The following is a 17,496-nucleotide window of genomic DNA, read 5'->3' as shown; positions in this document are numbered from 1 at the left end:
CATGACTGACATCCTCACCGTCGAAAACTTGCACACCCAGTTCCGGACCCGCGAGGGGCCCGTCCGCGCCGTCGACGGGGCTTCCTTCGACGTCGCCGAAGGCGAAACCGTCGGAATCGTCGGCGAGAGCGGCTGCGGAAAGTCCGTCACGGCCCGCTCGATCGTCGGCCTGCAGAGTCCCGGCGAGATCGTTCGCGGCTCGATTCGACTCGACGGCGTGAACGTACCCGACGCGACCGATCGACAGCTCAGACGGCTCCGGGGCGAGACCGTCTCGATCTCGTTCCAGGACCCGTCCCGGGCGCTGAACCCGGTCTTCGACGTCGGCGAGCAGATCGCCGAGTCGCTCAGAGTACACGACCGGCCGGAGTCGCAGGGATTGCTCGACTACCTGCACGCGCCGCTCTTCAGCCGTCGCTCGGCGTGGCGCGAGAGCCGCGAGCGCGCCGTCGAACTGATGGAGCAGGTCGGTATCGCGAGCCCCGAGGACCGCGTCGACGCGTACCCACACGAGCTTTCGGGCGGGATGCGCCAGCGGGCCGGCCTCGCGATCGCGATGGCGTCCGATCCGGACCTGCTGATCGCCGACGAGCCGACGACCGCGCTCGACACGACCACACAGGCCCGAATCCTCGAGCGCCTCCGCCGGCTCACCGACGAGCGCGGGACGGCCCTGCTGTTGATCTCGCACGATCTCGGCGTCGTCGCCGACGTCTGCGATCGAGTCGTCGTGATGTACGCCGGGCAGGTGATGGAGACGGGCCCGACCGAGCGCGTGCTCGAGGACCCGCGACATCCGTACACGCGGGCGCTGCTCGAGTGTTCGCTCCGGAACGGCGACGGCAAGCGGCGACTGCCGACGATCGAGGGAACTGTCCCGGAACGGACCGACGAACGCTCCGGCTGTCCGTTCGCGCCCCGCTGCTCGTCGGCGACCGACGCCTGCCTGACCGGCGAGGTTCCCACCGTCGAACTCGAGGAGGGAACCGCGGCCTGCGGCGAACCGATCGCGCTGGCTCCCTCCGACGATGCACCCCCGAACGACGCTCCCCCGAACAACGCTCTCTCGAGCGAACCGACTCCGCGAGCGGCCGGACGCTCGTCCGGGCGGACCACGTCGCCCCTCTCGGCCGCCGAGGGGCCGCCGGAGGCGAGCGATCCGCTCCGGCAGGGCGGCGACGCCTTCGCCGAGTCCGGCCCTCGCGACGCACCCTCCAAACCCGAACGCGCACGATCCGCGTCGGATCGCTCGAGTGCGGAGCCGAACGGAGGGTTCGGACGGGACTCGGCGGCCGATCCGGACCGAGCGCCGAACTCGAGCGGCTCCTCCGAATCCGACCGGGCGACCCCGCTCGTCGCGCTCGAGGGCGTCTCGAAACGGTTCTCGCTCGACGACGGCCTCCTCGACCGCGTCGTCGGCGAGAGCCGGGAACTGCGGGCGGTCGACGACGTGACCCTCGAGATCGCCGAGGGCGAGACGGTCGGGCTCGTCGGCGAGAGCGGGAGCGGCAAGTCGACCCTCGCGGATCTCGTGACGGGTCTCGAGACGCCGACGTCCGGCGCGGTCCGACTCGACGGCGTCGCCGTGGGAGCCGCTGACGGCCGGTCGGCGGACGAACTCGCCGAGGTCGGCGTCATCTTCCAGAACCCGCGATCGAGTCTCAATCCACGCCTGACGGTCGAACAGACGCTCGCCGAGCCGATGCTCGCCCAGGGATGGGACGAGCGCCGTCGACGGCAACGACTCGACCGGCTCCTCGAACTGGTCGGACTCCCGGAGCGTCACGCGAACCGGCACCCCCACGAGCTCTCGGGTGGACAGGTCCAGCGCGTTGCGATCGCCCGCGCGATCGCCCTCGATCCGCAACTCGTCGTCTTCGACGAGCCCGTCTCCGCGCTCGACGTCTCGGTCCAGGCCCGGATCCTGAACCTGCTGTCGGATCTCCAGCGGGAACTGGAGCTGACCTCCCTCGTCATCTCTCACGACCTGGACGTGATCGAGCACGTCGCAGATCGGGTCGCCGTGATGTACCTCGGGGAACTGATGGAAGTGGGACCGACTGATCGGGTGTTCGAGCAGCCGAGTCACCCCTACACGGTGGCGCTCCTCGATGCGATCCCGTCGCTCGACGGCGGCGACTCCCCGATCCAACTCGAGGGGGCGGCTCCGAGTCCGATCGATGCACCGAGTGGGTGCCCGTTCCACACTCGGTGTCCGGACGCCGACTCGACGTGCGCCGAGACCGAACCCGAGTGGATGGACGTGGGACCGGTCCGATCGAAGTGTCACTTCCCCCGCGAGCGCTGACGGCGAGCGGCGATCTCGGCGCAAACGACGCCCTCTGGGCCGCGATCGATGAGGTAGTTTTTGCCATGCCCGTCGACAACGGAAGGGTTTACCCGTTCCAAGCCGGTGTCTCGCGCATGAAGGTGCTCGTTACGGACCCGATCGCTGACGCGGGTCTGGACGTTCTCAGAGACGCCGGCCACGACGTAGAAACGGGGTACGAACTCGAAGGCGACGACCTGCTCGAGGCGGTCTCGGACGCCCACGGACTGATCGTCCGCTCGGGAACCGAGGTTACCGAGGAGGTCCTCGAGACCGCCGAGGAACTCGTCATCGTCGGTCGCGCCGGCATCGGCGTCGACAACATCGACATCGAGGCCGCGACGGATCACGGGGTCGTCGTCGCCAACGCACCCGAAGGGAACGTTCGCGCGGCGGCCGAACACACCGTCGCGATGACGTTCGCGGCCGCTCGTTCGATCCCGCAGGCCCACATCCGCCTGAAGAACGGCGAGTGGGCCAAGGGCGACTACCTCGGCGCCGAACTCGACAATAAGACGCTCGGCGTCGTCGGCCTCGGCCGCGTCGGTCAGGAGGTCGCCAAGAAACTCGACTCTCTGGGGATGGATATCGTCGCCTTCGACCCCTACATCTCCGAGGAGCGCGCCGACCGACTCGGCGCCGAACTCGTCGACTTCGAACCGTGCCTCGAGCGCGCCGACTTCCTGACGATCCACACGCCGCTGACGCCCGAGACAGAGGGCATGATCGGCGCGGAAGAACTCGCCCTCCTCGATGGCGGCTACGTCGTCAACGTCGGCCGCGGCGGCATCATCCAGGAGGACGCACTCGCTGCCAAGGTCGAGGACGGAACCCTCGCCGGCGCGGCACTGGACGTCTTCGCGGAGGAACCGCTGTCGGCGGAGTCGCCGCTACTCGAGCACGAGGATATCATCGTCACGCCGCACCTCGGCGCGTCGACGGAGGCCGCCCAGGAGAACGTCGCCGTCTCGACTGCCGAGCAGATCAACGCCGCCTTCTCCAGCGAACCCGTCGCGAACGCGCTCAACGCGCCGTCGATCGACGAGAGCGCGTTCCCACGCGTCAAACCGTACATCGAGATCGCCGAAACCGGCGGTAAGGTGGCCGCACAGCTTCTCGACGGTCGCATCGAGCGCGTCGAGGTCTCCTACGAGGGTGAGATAGCCGACGAGGACGTCGAGTTCGTCACCGCCTCGGCGCTCAAGGGCGTCTTCGAACCGCTCGAGTGGCAGGTCAACGCGGTCAACGCGCCACAGATCGCCGAGGACCGCGGCGTCGAGGTCACGGAATCGAAGACCCACCAGGCCGCCGACTTCCAGAGTCTCATCTCCGTCACCGTCAGCAACGACGATAACGAGGTCTCGGTCGACGGGACGCTCTTCGCGGGCGAGGATCCGCGGATCGTCCGCGTGGACGGCTACCGCGTCGACGCCATCCCCCACGGAAAGATGGTCGTCACGCGCAACACGGACGAACCGGGTGTTATCGGTCTCATCGGGAGCGTAATGGGCAAACACGGCGTCAACATCGCCGGGATGTTCAACGCTCGCGAGACGATCGGCGGCGAGGCGCTGACGGTTTACAACGTCGACAGCGACGTCCCCGAGGAGGCAAAGCAGGAACTCAACGAGGACGAACGAATTCTCGGCGTCAACTACATCACGCTGAACGGGCAGGCGTAGCGTTCGGCGTTCGATTCTCGACCTTACACGACTTCGACGACGCCGCGCTTGACGGTTTCGTGCGGTTCGCAGACGTACCGATAGACGCCGGTCTCTTCGAACGTGTGCTCGAAGGTGGCTCCCGGCTCGCCGGTTAGGTCGCTGCGGAACTCGTCGTCGACCGAGGCGACGTTGTGCTGTAACTCGTGGTCCGACCACTCCCACCTGACGGTCGTTCCCGCGTCGACGACGACCGCGATCGGATCGAACCGGAATCCGGTCCTCCCCTCACCGACGCCGATCGTCACGTGGGACCGACCGGTCGCGTCGGTAGGGCCGTCGTAGTCGTCGACGGGATCGAGAAAGCCGTCGTACGTCTCGACGGGTTCCGGCGCGTCCTCGAGCCAGTCGGGTTCGGTAACCGACGCCTCGCCGACCTCCGAGAACGACCACTCGAGGTCGTACTCCACTTCCTCACCGTCGTTCGTAAAGACGAGCGTTCCCGTGAACTCGTACAGGAGGCCGTCCTCGTCGACGAGGAGGTCGCCGGTCGGGTCACCGATCGGATCGACCTGATCGTCGAAGAGGCCGTCGTACTCGACGGCGCTAAAGGCGTGAACCGCCGGCTGTTCCCCCGTTCGGCTCTCGTCGTACTCGAACGTCAGCCCCTCGAGAAGCTCTGGCTGGAGTTCGACCGGCCGTCCGATCGCGTTAGCGGCGTCGAACTCGTCGCGCTCGACGGTGCCGTCCTGCCGGACGAACGAGTCGTCGCCGTCGACGAACCCCGCGCTCTCCTCCGCTTCGGCGATTCCGTCTCGCTCGCGTTCGTACCGGTACTGTTCGCGCTCCGGATCGGCAGTTAGCGTCATCGATTCGGACCACTCCTGCCCTCCGTCCATCTCGGACATCGTGAACGAATCTCTGTACTGATAAGTCGTTTCGCCAATAATATCGGTGTACGCCGCTTCGAGCCGTTCCGGATCGTCGATCCCGTCCTCGCTCGTCCCCGGTGGGAACGCCATCGCTTCCGTGCGCTCCCCGTCTTCGTCGTCGACGCTTTCCTCGGTTTCGGCCTCATTGTCACCGTTTTCGTCGATATTGTCTGCCCCATCGTTACCGTTTTCGTCGGTATCGTCCGTCGCCTCGTCGTCCTCGAGACAGCCGGCTGCGATCGCCGCTCCGGCCGTCCCCAGAAGTGTTCGACGTCTCATGTGTCTGGTTGCTAACCAGTATTACTTAAATCCACACGCTCCGGTCGGGCGGCGAATACGGACGGACGAACACATACGGGACGACGAACCGTCGAGGAATTTCCGCCTCAGGGGAGTCGTTGTGGCAAAAGACCTATCGCCGGGACGGTCATCGGTTCGACCATGACCGAGATCGCGGTCGACTTCGGCGAGGACGGACTCGTGCCGGCCGTCGCACAGGACGCCGAGACGGGCGAGGTGTTGATGCTCGCCTACGTCTCTCCCGAGGCGCTCGAGCAGACCCGCGAGACGGGGCTGGCACACTACTACTCCCGAAGTCGGGACGAACTCTGGCAGAAGGGCGGGACGAGCGGACACGTCCAGCACGTCGACGAAGTTCGAGTCGACTGCGACGCCGACACCCTGCTGTACCTGGTCGACCAGGAGGGCGGCGCGTGTCACACGGGCCACCGCTCCTGTTTCTACCGGACCGTCGAGGGCGAGAACGTCGGCGAACAGGTCTTCGATCCCGAGGCCGTCTACGAATAGGATGACTGAAAGCGTCTCTCGCTCAGGCTCCCCCGGGACGGATCGCACGCCACTCCAGCGACTCGAGGCCGCCCGCGAGCGGTTCGCACAGGCCCGCCGGGAGATCGAGGACCACGGCGGCGCGGCGGTCGTCGATGCCGCCGAGGCCTACCGGGACACGACGGACCTCCTCGACGCCTACGTCGACCGGGCGACGGGAACCGGCCGGGAGAATTTCCAGGCGTACCTCGAACTCGAGGGCAAGTTCGACGCCCTCGTCGACGGCCTCCCCGACGATCTGAAGGGACGCGAGGCGTTCGAGGACGCACTCGACGTTCTCGACAAACGACGGCTGAGCGAGTCCGACTTCGAGCGCGCACAGGAGGCGCTCGCACCCGCCCGCCAGTACGCGGCGTTGCTCGACGAACGAAACGCCGCGCGGGAGGAACTCGTCGAGGCGCGGAAAGCCGCCGGCAGACGCGTGCGCGAGATCGACGACGCGATCGACGAGCGCGAGCGACTGCTCGAACTCGCGACCGCCGACCTGGGCGCACCGGTCGAGCGACTTCGGGAGCCGATCGAGACGTACGACGAGGCGATCCGGACCGCGTTCCGGGAGTATCGTCTCGAGGCTTCGGCCCGGGAGGTCTTCTCGCTGCTCGAGCGGAGCCGATGGTACCCCTTCGTCGGCTACGAACGTCCGCCCGACGATCTAAAACAGTTCGTCTTCGAGCGGCCCGCCGGCGAGTACACCATCCCCGAACTGCTCGAGTACGCCGGCTACTCCCGCTCGAAACTGGACCACTACGTCGAGGACGCCGACGAACTCAAGCGGGCGGTCGCGACCCAGCAGACCTACCTCGAGGGGATCGACGGCGAGCCGTTGACGATCGGGTGGCCGCCCGGCCCGGCGGGAGTCCTCCGGTGTCAGAGCCGAGAGTACCAGCCGTTCGTCGCCCGCGTCGCCGACGAGGAGACCGTCGCGGCGCTCCGGGACGTGCGCGCCCTGACGTACGATTCGGAGTACGACCGCCTCCAGACCGCGGCGCAGGCGGTCGATCAACTCACTCCCGAGGAGCGCGAGCACCTGCGAGACGGGCGCGTCGAGGACGAACTCGAGTCGCTTCGAGCCGAGCGGAAACGACTCGAGGACGCGCTCGAGGAGGACGTCCTCGAGGAGACTGATCCGTTCTGAACGCCGTTAGACGGCCGAATCGTCGTGCCAACAACTGAAGGAGCCGCCGATCGTAGCTCTCCGGTATGACCAGACAGCTCCTCGTCCCGGTCGACGACTCCGAGCCCGCGCGGGCGGCCCTCGAGTACGCTCTCGAGCGGTTCCCCGAGGACGGAATCACGGTCGTCCACGCGGTCGACGACCTCGAGGCGGGGTACGGCGGCCGTCCGCCCGCGGTCGCTGGCGAGGACAGCTATCCCGACATCTTCGACGACGTAGACCGGATCGCAGACGAGTACGACCGACGAATCGAGACGCAGATCATCGAAGGGCAGCCGGCAGGGGCGATCCTCGAGTACGTCGACGAGGAAGGGATCGACGGGATCGTCATGGGAAGCGAAGGGCGGTCGGGCGTCTCCCGGATGCTGCTGGGGAGCGTCGCCGAGCAGGTCGCCCGTCGCTCGCCCGTCCCGGTGACGGTCGTCCCCTGATTCGGGCTGTCCGAGAGCGTCGAACGGCCAAAAACCACCGGCGTTTTCACCTCGAGCGCTCGAACGGAGGGTATGGACGATCGGACGGGGACGACGCTTCACACCGGCCTCCTCATCTCGACGACGGCGGGGCTCGCGTGGCTGTCGGGCCTCCCGATGATCTTCCCGAGTCTCGGTCCCTCCGCGTTCGTGCTGGCGCTGTTTCAGGACAGCGACGCGACCGCGCCCCGGCGAGTGATCGGCGGCCACGCGATCGGCGTCGTCGCCGGGCTGTTCGCGTACCACCTGCTCGCGGGCGGCGTCAGTATGACGGCCGCGACCGCGCCGGGCTCGATCGAGGGGCTTCGACTCGCCGGGAGCGCCGTCCTCGCGACGACGCTCACTGCCGGCGGGATGCTCGCGAGCGACACTCGCCACCCGCCCGCCTGCGCGACGACGCTAATCGTCTCACTCGGGCTGCTCTCGACGCTGTGGGAGGGCGCGCTGATCGTTCTCGCGGTCGTCCTGCTCGTCGTTGCACACCGATTTCTGCTCGCGACCGAGCGGGCCGGCGCGCGATACGGCGAGGAACTGCGGTCCTGACGCTCAGTCGCCGGCGTCGGTCGTCTCGAGCTCTTCCTGGGGAAGCTGCTGTTGGAGGACGAACGGACCGAAGTCGGCGGCCGTCCGCCGCGCGATCGTCGCGATCCGGAGCACGTACGTGAGCAACACGGCGAAGGGGCTGAACAGCGCCGTGATCGTCGCACTGACGACGAAAACGTAGAGCCACGGGTGGAGTTCCAGCGCCAGCAGGTTGCCGTACGAAACGATGATGAAGGCGCCGCCAAGCAGCGTCGGGAAGCCGACGTACAGCAGAATTTTCGAGAGATCCGCCAGCTCCTGTTGCATGTAGACGGTCTTGAAGTACTGCCGGGCGACGTGGATGTCGCCGAGGAGGGCTTCGAGGCGCTCGAGCTGGTCGTCCGCCGCGTCGGAGAGATCGTACCGGTGGTACTCCCGGATCTTTCGGACCTCCTGGAGCTGCCAGGGATCGTTGTAGTGGAGGATGACGGAGATGACGACGAACGAGCCGAAGGTCGTGTTCTCGAGGGTCTCGATCGCTTCGTCGTCCCGGCTCGTCGTGGCCGAGACGAACTCGTCGACGTCGTCCCGGATGTCGGGACCGGCGTCGCGACAGACGTTCTGCAGTCCGAGCGCGGTCCGCCGTTTCGCCTCGATCAGCGTCCGGAGAAAATCCGAGGGCTCGACCGGGCTCGGACGGTAGCCGGTGTGGGACTCGATCGTGCGCCGGTACTCGCGGGTCTCTTCGACCCGCTCGTGGAAGGCGCCGGTCGTGCCGAACTCCTCGGAGAGGATGAGCTGGTTGATCGCGAGCACGACGGTAATAAAGGGCAGCATGCCGCCGACCAGCGCCGCCGAAATCGCGGTGACGTCGCCCGCCTCGGCCGGCGTGATGAGGTCGACGCGGATCAACAGCAGCGAGGCGACGAAGACGGCCACCAGGATCACGCCGGAGATGACGCGTCGGTCACCGTGCAGGTAGAGCCAGTGAAACCACGCGTCGATGCGCGAGTCCGTCCCGACGAGGGGGTCGGGCTGGGATTGCGGCGCATCGTCTCCCGCTATCTCGTCTCGAGATGCGTGTGTCGACTCGTCGCTCATCTTTCGGTACGGGCCTCGTAGGAAAGACGACGACGGATCGGCGGAAAGAACTGCTGCCGGCAGCGGGCGGGTAGTCAGGCGTCGGCTTTCGCCTCGGCCAGCGTTCCGTACATATCGTCGGCGAGGTCGTTCGCCCGGTCGCCGTCGCGCGCCTCGGCGTAGATTCGGACGAGCGGCTCCGTACCAGAGGGGCGTGCGAGCACCCACGCGTCGCCGTAATCCAGACGGTAGCCGTCCCGCGTGTTGAGTTCGGCATCGGCGGCCTGGGCGTGGTTGGCCGCGGCGTCGAGCATCGCGTCGCGCTCGGCCGTCGACTCGTACTCGATGTTGCGCCGGACGTTGGCGTATCCGTTGTACGGGGCGACGATCTCGCTCACCGGTCGCTCGGCGACGAGTTCGAGGAACCGCGCGGCGGTGAAGGCGCCGTCTCGCGTGAGTCGGTAGTTCGGGAAGAAGATCCCGCCGTTGCCCTCGCCCGCGACGGGAACGTGTTCGTTCTTCGCCTCGAGTTCCTCGATCCGGGTGATGATGTTCGTCGAACCGATCGGCGTCAGTTCGAGTTTGGCGCCGATCTCGTTGGCGACGTCGACGAGGCGCTGGGAGACGTTCACCGCGGAGACGGTGGTGTCCTCGGGCTCGAGTTCCGCCGCCGCGAGCGCGGCGAGGGTGGCGTCACCCTCGACGTACTCGCCGTCCTCGTCGAAGAAGATGGCCCGATCGGCGTCCCCGTCGTGGGCGATTCCGATGTCGGCGTCGGTGGCCCGGACGAGCCGCCCCAGATCCTCGAGGTTCGAGAGCACCGGCTCCGGATCGCGTCCGGGGAAGTGGCCGTCGGGCTGGCCGTTGACGGTGACGACGCGACAGCCGAGTCTGCGGAAGAACTCGGGGCTGGTCAGCGAACCCGCGCCGTGGCCCGGGTCGAGCGCGATCGTCAGATCGGCGTCGGCGATCCGCTCGCGGTCGACCGCCTCGAGCAGTTCGTCGACGTACTCCTGTCTCGTTCCCTCGACCTCCCGGACGCGGCCGGTCTCGTCCCACGGGGCGACCACGAACGCCTCCGCGAGCAGCGTCTCCTCGATCGACTCGAGGTCGGCGATGCCGAGTTCGACCCCGTCGCTGTTGACGAGTTTGACGCCGTTGTACTGCGGCGGGTTGTGCGAGGCCGTAATGACCATGACCGGCACCCCCTCGCGCTCGGCGTAGGCCTGTGCGCCGGGCGTCGGAACGATCCCGAGACGGTCGACGTCGGTTCCCGTGCTCGCCAGTCCGCTCGCGGCGGCGTCAGCGAGCATCTGCCCGGTGTATCTCGTGTCGCGTGCGATCGCGATGCGGCCGACCCCCCAGGCCGTTCCCGCTGCTTTCGCGACGCGAAGGACGAACGCGGGCGTCAGCTCCTCGTTGGCGACGCCGCGTGTCCCGCTCGATCCGAATACTTGCATCATCTGTTAGTCGGGTCGGACCCCCCAAATGGGTTCCGAAGGCGACGAAGCAGACAGAACGCTTTCGGCGTGCGATCACGACCGTTTAGGTATGGATTCGATCGAAGAGAAACGCGTCTACGACGACCGCGAGGGGGCCACGCGCGCCTACGTCGCGAGTTCGTTCGGCGTGGTCCGCGTGCAGGCCGCCGGCGACTCCGTCGGCGAGTTCTCCCTCTGTGAGCGCTGTGACGCACGAGATATCGCCGCAGCAGATGGGACGGTCGCGATCGCGACGGACGAGGACGTTCGCCTGCTGCGTTCGGGGATCGGTACGACCGACGAGACGACCGCCTTCGCCGAGACCGGGTTCGGCCCCGCGGTCGCGGTCGGCGCCGACGGTTCACGGCTGCTCGCGGCCGGTCCCGACGGCCGAATCGCTCGACTGAACGACGACAACTGGGTAACGATCGAGGACGATCTCGGCGCGTCGGTCCGCGCTATCGACGGCGGCCTCATCGGCACGGACCGCGGCGTCTACCGGGTCCACGAGGGCGGCCTCGATCACGCCGGGCTCACCGACGTTCGCGACGTCTCCGCCGCCGGCGTCCCACTCGCCGCGACCGACGACGGCCTCTACAAGCTCGGCAACGGCTGGATGTCGATCCTCGAGGGCGCGTTCGACGTCGTCAGCGCGGACCCGCGCTCCGAACCCGGACGGCTCGTTCGCGCCCACGCCGTTTCGGACGAGACGGTCTCCGAGTACACCGCTGCGGACGGAACGTGGCGGGAACTCGAACACCCGCACGATCCCGTCGTCGACGTCGCCTACGGTGACGCGGTCTACGCGGTTACCGAGGACGGGATGTTCACTGCGGCGACCGACGGCGAGTGGCGGTCCCAGGTGCTCGGCGTCGACGGCGTGACGGGTCTTGCGGTCTCTCTCGGTCAGTAGCGCCATTTGGGCCACGACTGATGAACCCAACGTCCGGTCTCACGACGCGCGCGTTCTACGCCCTTCGCGGAGTCGGCTACGGGGCGTACTACCGGCTGGCACGGGCGAACTACGAGCGCCGGTTGGTTTCGCGTCGAAACCGGACGCCTGCGGGGACGTTCCGGTGTTACGACCCGCTCAACCGCCACGGCGACGACGCGATGCTCGCGGAACTGGACGCCCGCTGTGGTCCCACGGCCACCGTCTTCGATATCGGCGCGAACGTGGGTATCTACGCGCTCGCACTGGCCGCGGACCGGCCCGGCCGCCGGATCGTCGCCTTCGAACCCGGGCCGGCGGTCGTCGATCGTCTCCGGACGAACGTCCGGCTGAACGGCCTCGAGGATCGGATCGACGTTCACGGCTGCGGAATCGGCGACGAGAGCGCCGAACGCCCCTTTTACGTCTCGACGTACCCCGAACTCTCGGCGTTCGACCGGGCGGGCGCGAGCCGTTGGGAGGCGTCGGTGGCCGCCGTTCGGCCGGTTCCGGTACGCCGGCTGGACGATCTTGCCGCCGACCTGCCGGAACCGGACGCGATCAAGGTCGACGTCGAGGGCGCCGCACCGGCCGTGATCCGCGGCGCACGGGAGACCCTCGAGCGTCACGAACCCGTTCTATTCGTCGAGATCCACGAGGACGGCCTCGAGGGCGACGCGCCGCGGGAAACGAGGGCGGCGCTCGAGGCCGCCGGATACGAGGGCCAGGAGCGGGAGGGATACTGGCGGTGCGAACGAACGGTGTGAGGTCCGTCTCTCAGTCTACCGAATCGACACGCTAAGGCGGGCCGACGAGAAAGTCGGGGTAATGACGACGCTGGCCATCACCGGCGGACAGGTGCTGCTGCCCGACATGACGGTGACGCGTGCGGACGTACTGATCGACCAGGAGCGTGGCGAGATCCTCGAACTCGGCGACGACCTCGCGGCCGACGCCGACGAGACCCTCGACGCGTCGGATTCGCTCGTCACGCCCGGATTCGTCAACGGCCACTGTCACGTCTCGATGACGCTGCTGCGGGGCTACGCCGACGACAAACCGCTCGACGCCTGGCTCCAGGAGGATATCTGGCCCGCGGAGGGCGAACTGACCCCGGACGATATCCGGATCGGCGCGGAACTGGGGCTGCTCGAGATGATCAAGAGCGGGACGACCGCCTTCGCAGATATGTACTTCGAGCTTCCAGAGATCGCCGACGCGGTCGAGCGGGCCGGCCTCCGGGCCCGACTCGGCCACGGCGTCGTCACCGTCGTCAAGGACGACGAGGGTGCCCGGGAGGACGCCCAGACGAGCCTCGACGTCGCCGCGGAGTACGACGGCGCGGCCGACGGCCGGATCTCGACGGCGTTCATGCCCCACTCGCTGACGACCGTCGGCGAGGAGTACTTGGACGAGTTCGTCCCGAAGGCCCGCGAGGCCGGCCTGCCGATCCACTACCACGCGAACGAGACCGCCGACGAGGTGACGCCGATCGTCGACGAGCGCGGCGTTCGACCGCTGGCCTACGCCGCCGAGAAGGGGATGCTCGAGCCCCAGGACTTCGTCGCCCACGGTGTTCACGTCGACGAGAGCGAGATCGGCCTGCTCGCGGAGGCGGGGACCGGCGTGATCCACTGTCCGGCCTCGAACATGAAACTCGCCAGCGGGATGGCGCCGGTCCAGCGGATGCTCGAGGAGGGCGTCAGCGTCGGTCTCGGTACCGACGGCGCGGCCTCGAACAACGATCTGTCGATGCTCGACGAAGCCCGCGACGCGGCGATGATCGGCAAACTCGCCGCCGAGGACGCCAGCGCGGTGCCCGCCGAGGCGGTCGTCGAGATGATGACCCAGGGGAGCGCCGACGCGATCGACATCGACGCCGGCCGGCTCGAGGACGGCGCACCCGCCGACCTCGCGGTGCTCGACCTCGAGAAGCCGCACCTGACGCCGGCTCACGACCTCGTGAGCCACCTCGCGTACGCCGCGGCCGCCGCCGACGTCCGCCACACCATCTGCGACGGGCAGGTGCTCATGCGGGATCGGGAAGTGCTGACGCTCGAGGAGTCCGCCGTTCGGGAACGAGCGAGCGAGGCGGCAGCGTCGCTGGTCGCTCGCGCCGAGGAGTAGGGCTCCCCGGTGCCGGCGCGTTTTCTCGCGTGACAGCGCTCCATCAGTGACGTTCCTTCTCGGCGGCCTGTTCGCCGGGGCTCCGAACGGACGGATCGCCGATACCGAGGTCGATAGGTCCTAACGGGACGGCACCCCGACCGTTTACGCCTGCGATCGGTTCGTGAACGAAATCTAAACGCCCAGAGCGATCGATAAACGCTCAAACGGTTTCTCGAGCCGTTTCTCAAAACCGGGACGCCGCGTAACCACCAGCGGGATTTATTCACTACTGATTGAATTTCAGGAATGCATGAAGAAGAATCGACTGCTCACGACGGCGCTGGTCGTCGTCATGATCCTGTCGCTGGTCGCGCTACCTGGAATGGCAGCCGCTGAAACGACCGATATCGAACCGAACGTCTCGACGAATGAAGAGGAAACCGACGAGACGGACCAGGAGACAGACGACGAACCGGACGAAGAAGACGAGGCGAGTAACGATGACGACTCTGATAGTAGCGACTCCGACGAGACAGAGTCGGATGGTCTTTCGATCAACGTCACTCAGAACGGCGACGTCGTCGTAACGGTCACGGAGAACGATACTACCGTCGAGAACGCCGACGTCACTGTTTCGACCGCGGAGAACGTGTCCTATGCGGGCAACGGGACGCACACGACGGACGAGAACGGAACGGTCTCTCTCGACGCGCCGACGGACAACGAGAGCGTCGAGGTTACGTTTGAGACAACCGTCGACGAGGAGTCCGAGACAACAACAGAAACGCTCGAGCCGACCGACGAGGGAACCGACGACGGTGACGAAGCGGAGAACTTCGGTGCGATCGTTTCCGAGTACGTCGAGGAGGAGAAGGACAACGAGTCCGACAAGCCACTCGGCGTGCGAATCGCAGGCTTCGTGGTTGACAACAACCCTGGTAACGCGCCCGACCACGCGGGTCCGCCGAGCCACGCCGGCCCGCCGAGCAACGGCTCCGACAGCGACGCTCAGGGTCCACCCGAGCACGCCGGTAACGGGAACGACGACGGCGACGACGAGGACGGCGAGCAAGGACCGCCAGAACACGCCGGTAGCGGCAACGACGGTGGCGGTCCACCGGGCCACAGTGACGAGTGAACGGAGCGACCAAAGAACAGAGTGACCGAGCGATGAGTGGCCGGGGACGGCCGTAACGACTGCACTTTTTGATAGTATCAGTCGGGATCGGGTTCGGTAGCGTTTTGGCTCCGCTCCCACTCTGTCGAGGCATGACAGAGTATCCGCCGATCAGCGACCAGCTGGACGATGTGGATGCGGCCCGCGAAGAGGGCCGCCGCAAGATGGACTGGGCTGCACAGCACATGCCGATCCTCAAGCACGTCCGCGAGGAGTTCGTCGCAGACCAGCCGTTCGAGGGCGAGCGCATCGCGATGGCGATGCACGTCGAGGCCAAGACCGCGATGCTCGTCGAGACGCTCGCGGAGGGTGGGGCCGACGTCGCGGTGACGGGCTGCAACCCGCTGTCGACCCACGACGACGTCTCGGCGGCGCTCGACGCCCACGAGAACATCACGAGCTACGCGAAACGCGGCGTCGACGACGAGGAGTACTACGCCGCCATCGAGGCCGTCATCGCCCACGAACCAACCGTGACGGTCGACGACGGGATGGACCTCGTCGCGGCGATCCACGAGGACTACCCCGAACTGATCGACGGCATCGTCGGCGGGGCCGAGGAGACCACGACGGGCGTCCACCGCCTGCGCGCGATGGACGAAGACGGCGCACTCGACTACCCCGTCTTCGCCGTCAACGACACGCCGATGAAGCGACTGTTCGACAACGTCCACGGCACCGGCGAGTCCTCGCTGGCCTCGATCGCCATGACCACGAACCTCTCGTGGGCCGGCAAGAACGTCGTCGTCGCGGGCTACGGCTACTGCGGCAAGGGCGTTGCACAGAAGGCGGCGGGCCAGAACGCGAACGTCATCGTCACCGAGGTCGAGCCCCGGCGCGCCCTCGAGGCCCACATGGAGGGCTACGAAGTCCTGCCGATGGACGAGGCCGCCGAGAAGGGCGACGTCTTTCTGACGACGACCGGGAACCGAGACGTCATCGTCGAGGAACACTTCGAGGCCATGCAGGACGGCGTCTTGCTCGCCAACGCGGGCCACTTCGACATCGAGATCGACCTCGACGCGCTCGACGACCTCGCCGTCGACCGCTACGAGGCCCGCGACGGCGTCGAGGCCTACGAGATGGACGACGGCCGCCGGCTGAACGTCATCGCCGAGGGCCGACTCGTCAACCTCGCCGCACCGATCTCGCTCGGCCACCCCGTCGAAGTGATGGACCAGAGCTTCGGCGTCCAGGCCGTCTGTGTCCGTGAAATGCTCGAGAACAGCGAGCAGTACGATGCGGGCGTCCACGACGTGCCGGACGAACTCGACCAGGAGATCGCCGAGATCAAACTCGCGGCCGAGGGCGTCGACTACGACGCGCTGACGGATACCCAGCGCGAGTATATGGGCTCCTGGGATCACGGAACGTAAGTCGCTCTCGACCGATTGTATCGCCGATCACCGTTCGCCGCTCGAGTGATCCTCCTCGTGAACCACGAGGACGAATCCGCCACCGTCCAGTCCGGCGATGGTCGTTCGTGCGGTGAACGTTCCCGACGTTCCGTTTCCGACGCAGCTCCCGGTCCACTGCCACCCGTTTTCGACCATCGGGAGCGCCTGGGACTCGAGTCGATCGACCGCCGCGTCGGTGTAGACAGTCTGCCAGGGCCGGCCGGCCAGCGCGTTCCGGTCGAATCCGAACTGGAGTGCGAACACCTGATTGACGAACTCGAACGAGCCGTCTACGCCGACGATCGCGGCGCCGTCGCGGATCGTTTCGAGGGCCGTCAGTCCCCGTTCAGCGAGCGTCGACAGCCGACGGTGGTCGACCAGTCGAGCGATCCGCCGTTCGAGCAGTGCCGCCGACGTGGCGTCGGTTTCCCGGTGGAAGTGGTCGGCCCACGTCGCTTGCAGGATCGGTTCGGAAACCTCGCGGCGCGCTCCGCTGGTGACGAGTACCAACGGGAGGGGCGGCTCTCGTTCCTGGAGCGCCTCGACGAGTTCGATTCCCTCTGCCTCCCGTCGGTCGCGCTCTTCGACGACGCAGTCGACACCGTCGAGCGCGTCGAGCGCGGCGGCCGTCGATTCGGCCGGCCGAATCTCGAGTCGGCTGTCGCCCCCTCGCGTTTCGGCTATTCGTTCTCGCGTGAGTGAGTCGTCACCGACCCAGAGGACGGTGATCGGTTCGCGACGCGATTCGGCCGTCGGTTCGGTCGTGCTTGAGTGAGGGGGCATGGTGTAGTGCAGGTAATCCGCGTCGAACGCCGGCGCCGTCGCTATTCGGTTCCGCCGTCGTTGCTCATCGCCGTATCGGCTGGGTCGCGTTCGACAGAATCCAGGCGTGGACGTTCTCGGGATCGGTGATCATCCCGACCGTACTCGATCCGACGTCGTACTCCTCGTACGTCTCGCGGATCGTTCCGCCGTCCGGCTCGTCGATCGAGCCGCTCGCCGGTGCGTCTCCCTTTCCCATCGTCAATCGTACACCGTCCCGTCGACCGCGATCGTTCTGTCCGCGTCCACCAAGATCGTGTGTCCCTCGTACCCGAACTCGACGCGGATCGGTCCCGATCCGGAAAACAGCAGATCGAGCGCGGTCGGGTCGATCACGCTGTACAGCGGCGGCTGGAGGTCGATCACGTCAGTCTCCATGGTGTCGGCGATGGCTTCGATGACCCTGAAACTGAGCTGCTCGCACTCCCGGCGCATCGTTTGGCTCTTCATTACCGGTATTAACGTTGATGGACCGTATTCGCGTACCTATTATCTGTGTAACGACGGCCAGAAATGGGGGGTATGTGTATAGTGTCCGACCGGACCGTATCGGACTGGGCCGCCG

General features: G+C 67.0%; 17 protein-coding genes. 11 read left to right on the top strand and 6 right to left on the bottom strand.

Annotation, left to right across the window (positions count from 1 at the left end):
• The first annotated feature begins 1 nt into the window (after nucleotide 1).
• Nucleotides 2-2,308 (top strand): ABC transporter ATP-binding protein, encoded by a 2,307-nt coding sequence (locus CV102_RS04495; RefSeq protein WP_148856705.1) that lies wholly within the window; start codon nucleotides 2-4, stop codon nucleotides 2,306-2,308.
• 116 nt (nucleotides 2,309-2,424) lie between these two features.
• A complete protein-coding gene (gene serA / locus CV102_RS04490) occupies nucleotides 2,425-4,011 on the top strand; it encodes a phosphoglycerate dehydrogenase (RefSeq protein ID WP_148856704.1) in 1,587 nt (528 codons plus the stop codon).
• A 23-nt stretch (nucleotides 4,012-4,034) separates the two neighbouring features.
• On the opposite strand, the gene CV102_RS04485 is transcribed toward serA, so the two are convergent.
• Nucleotides 4,035-5,201, bottom strand: a complete 1,167-nt coding sequence (locus CV102_RS04485; protein WP_148856703.1) for a halocyanin domain-containing protein — start codon at nucleotides 5,199-5,201, stop codon at nucleotides 4,035-4,037.
• A 162-nt stretch (nucleotides 5,202-5,363) separates the two neighbouring features.
• On the opposite strand from CV102_RS04485, the gene hisI reads away from it, so the two are divergent.
• The 4 genes from hisI (at nucleotide 5,364) to CV102_RS04465 (ending at nucleotide 7,955) form a co-directional block, all read left to right on the top strand.
• Nucleotides 5,364-5,729 (top strand): phosphoribosyl-AMP cyclohydrolase, encoded by a 366-nt coding sequence (hisI, locus tag CV102_RS04480; protein WP_148856702.1) that lies wholly within the window; start codon nucleotides 5,364-5,366, stop codon nucleotides 5,727-5,729.
• Nucleotide 5,730: 1 nt separating this feature from the next.
• Nucleotides 5,731-6,903, top strand: a complete 1,173-nt coding sequence (locus CV102_RS04475; RefSeq protein WP_148856701.1) for a DUF7118 family protein — start codon at nucleotides 5,731-5,733, stop codon at nucleotides 6,901-6,903.
• A 65-nt stretch (nucleotides 6,904-6,968) separates the two neighbouring features.
• Nucleotides 6,969-7,373 carry a universal stress protein gene (locus CV102_RS04470; protein ID WP_148856700.1) on the top strand — a complete coding sequence of 135 codons (405 nt, stop codon included), beginning with the start codon at nucleotides 6,969-6,971 and terminating at the stop codon, nucleotides 7,371-7,373.
• A 72-nt stretch (nucleotides 7,374-7,445) separates the two neighbouring features.
• Nucleotides 7,446-7,955 carry an HPP family protein gene (locus CV102_RS04465; RefSeq protein ID WP_148856699.1) on the top strand — a complete coding sequence of 170 codons (510 nt, stop codon included), beginning with the start codon at nucleotides 7,446-7,448 and terminating at the stop codon, nucleotides 7,953-7,955.
• A 3-nt stretch (nucleotides 7,956-7,958) separates the two neighbouring features.
• Here the strand turns inward: CV102_RS04465 and CV102_RS04460 are convergent, their stop codons facing one another.
• Nucleotides 7,959-9,035 (bottom strand): hypothetical protein, encoded by a 1,077-nt coding sequence (locus CV102_RS04460; RefSeq protein WP_148856698.1) that lies wholly within the window; start codon nucleotides 9,033-9,035, stop codon nucleotides 7,959-7,961.
• 74 nt (nucleotides 9,036-9,109) lie between these two features.
• Nucleotides 9,110-10,474 carry a phosphoglucosamine mutase gene (glmM, locus tag CV102_RS04455; RefSeq protein ID WP_148856697.1) on the bottom strand — a complete coding sequence of 455 codons (1,365 nt, stop codon included), beginning with the start codon at nucleotides 10,472-10,474 and terminating at the stop codon, nucleotides 9,110-9,112.
• A 91-nt stretch (nucleotides 10,475-10,565) separates the two neighbouring features.
• Here glmM and CV102_RS04450 point away from each other — a divergent pair, with 91 nt between their 5' ends.
• From CV102_RS04450 to CV102_RS04430, 5 genes are all read left to right on the top strand, one after another.
• A complete protein-coding gene (locus tag CV102_RS04450; RefSeq protein WP_148856696.1) occupies nucleotides 10,566-11,408 on the top strand; it encodes an HVO_0234 family beta-propeller protein in 843 nt (280 codons plus the stop codon).
• A gap of 20 nt (nucleotides 11,409-11,428) precedes the next feature.
• Complete coding sequence (locus CV102_RS04445) at nucleotides 11,429-12,193, top strand: FkbM family methyltransferase (protein WP_148856695.1); 765 nt, start codon at nucleotides 11,429-11,431, stop codon at nucleotides 12,191-12,193.
• A 61-nt stretch (nucleotides 12,194-12,254) separates the two neighbouring features.
• Nucleotides 12,255-13,553: an amidohydrolase gene (locus tag CV102_RS04440; protein ID WP_148856694.1), complete on the top strand. Its 1,299-nt coding sequence runs from the start codon at nucleotides 12,255-12,257 to the stop codon at nucleotides 13,551-13,553.
• Between the two features lie 292 nt (nucleotides 13,554-13,845).
• The gene (locus tag CV102_RS04435) at nucleotides 13,846-14,673 is read left to right on the top strand and encodes a hypothetical protein (protein ID WP_148856693.1); all 828 of its coding nucleotides are present in this window, start codon (nucleotides 13,846-13,848) and stop codon (nucleotides 14,671-14,673) included.
• A 131-nt stretch (nucleotides 14,674-14,804) separates the two neighbouring features.
• Entirely contained in the window at nucleotides 14,805-16,088 is a 1,284-nt protein-coding gene (locus CV102_RS04430) for an adenosylhomocysteinase (RefSeq protein ID WP_148856692.1), read from the top strand.
• Nucleotides 16,089-16,115: 27 nt separating this feature from the next.
• Here the strand turns inward: CV102_RS04430 and CV102_RS04425 are convergent, their stop codons facing one another.
• From CV102_RS04425 to CV102_RS04420, 3 genes are all read right to left on the bottom strand, one after another.
• On the bottom strand, nucleotides 16,116-16,892 hold the full coding sequence (locus tag CV102_RS04425; protein WP_148856691.1) for a PAS domain-containing protein: 777 nt from the start codon (nucleotides 16,890-16,892) through the stop codon (nucleotides 16,116-16,118).
• 64 nt (nucleotides 16,893-16,956) lie between these two features.
• The gene (locus tag CV102_RS25745) at nucleotides 16,957-17,130 is read right to left on the bottom strand and encodes a hypothetical protein (protein WP_187432856.1); all 174 of its coding nucleotides are present in this window, start codon (nucleotides 17,128-17,130) and stop codon (nucleotides 16,957-16,959) included.
• Nucleotides 17,131-17,132: 2 nt separating this feature from the next.
• Complete coding sequence (locus tag CV102_RS04420; protein WP_148856690.1) at nucleotides 17,133-17,381, bottom strand: HalOD1 output domain-containing protein; 249 nt, start codon at nucleotides 17,379-17,381, stop codon at nucleotides 17,133-17,135.
• Nucleotides 17,382-17,496: the final 115 nt, after the last annotated feature.

Origin of the sequence: Natronococcus pandeyae, from assembly GCF_008122205.1 — an archaeon.
GTDB lineage: Archaea > Halobacteriota > Halobacteria > Halobacteriales > Natrialbaceae > Natronococcus > Natronococcus pandeyae.
This window is presented reverse-complemented; position numbering and strand designations above follow the sequence as displayed.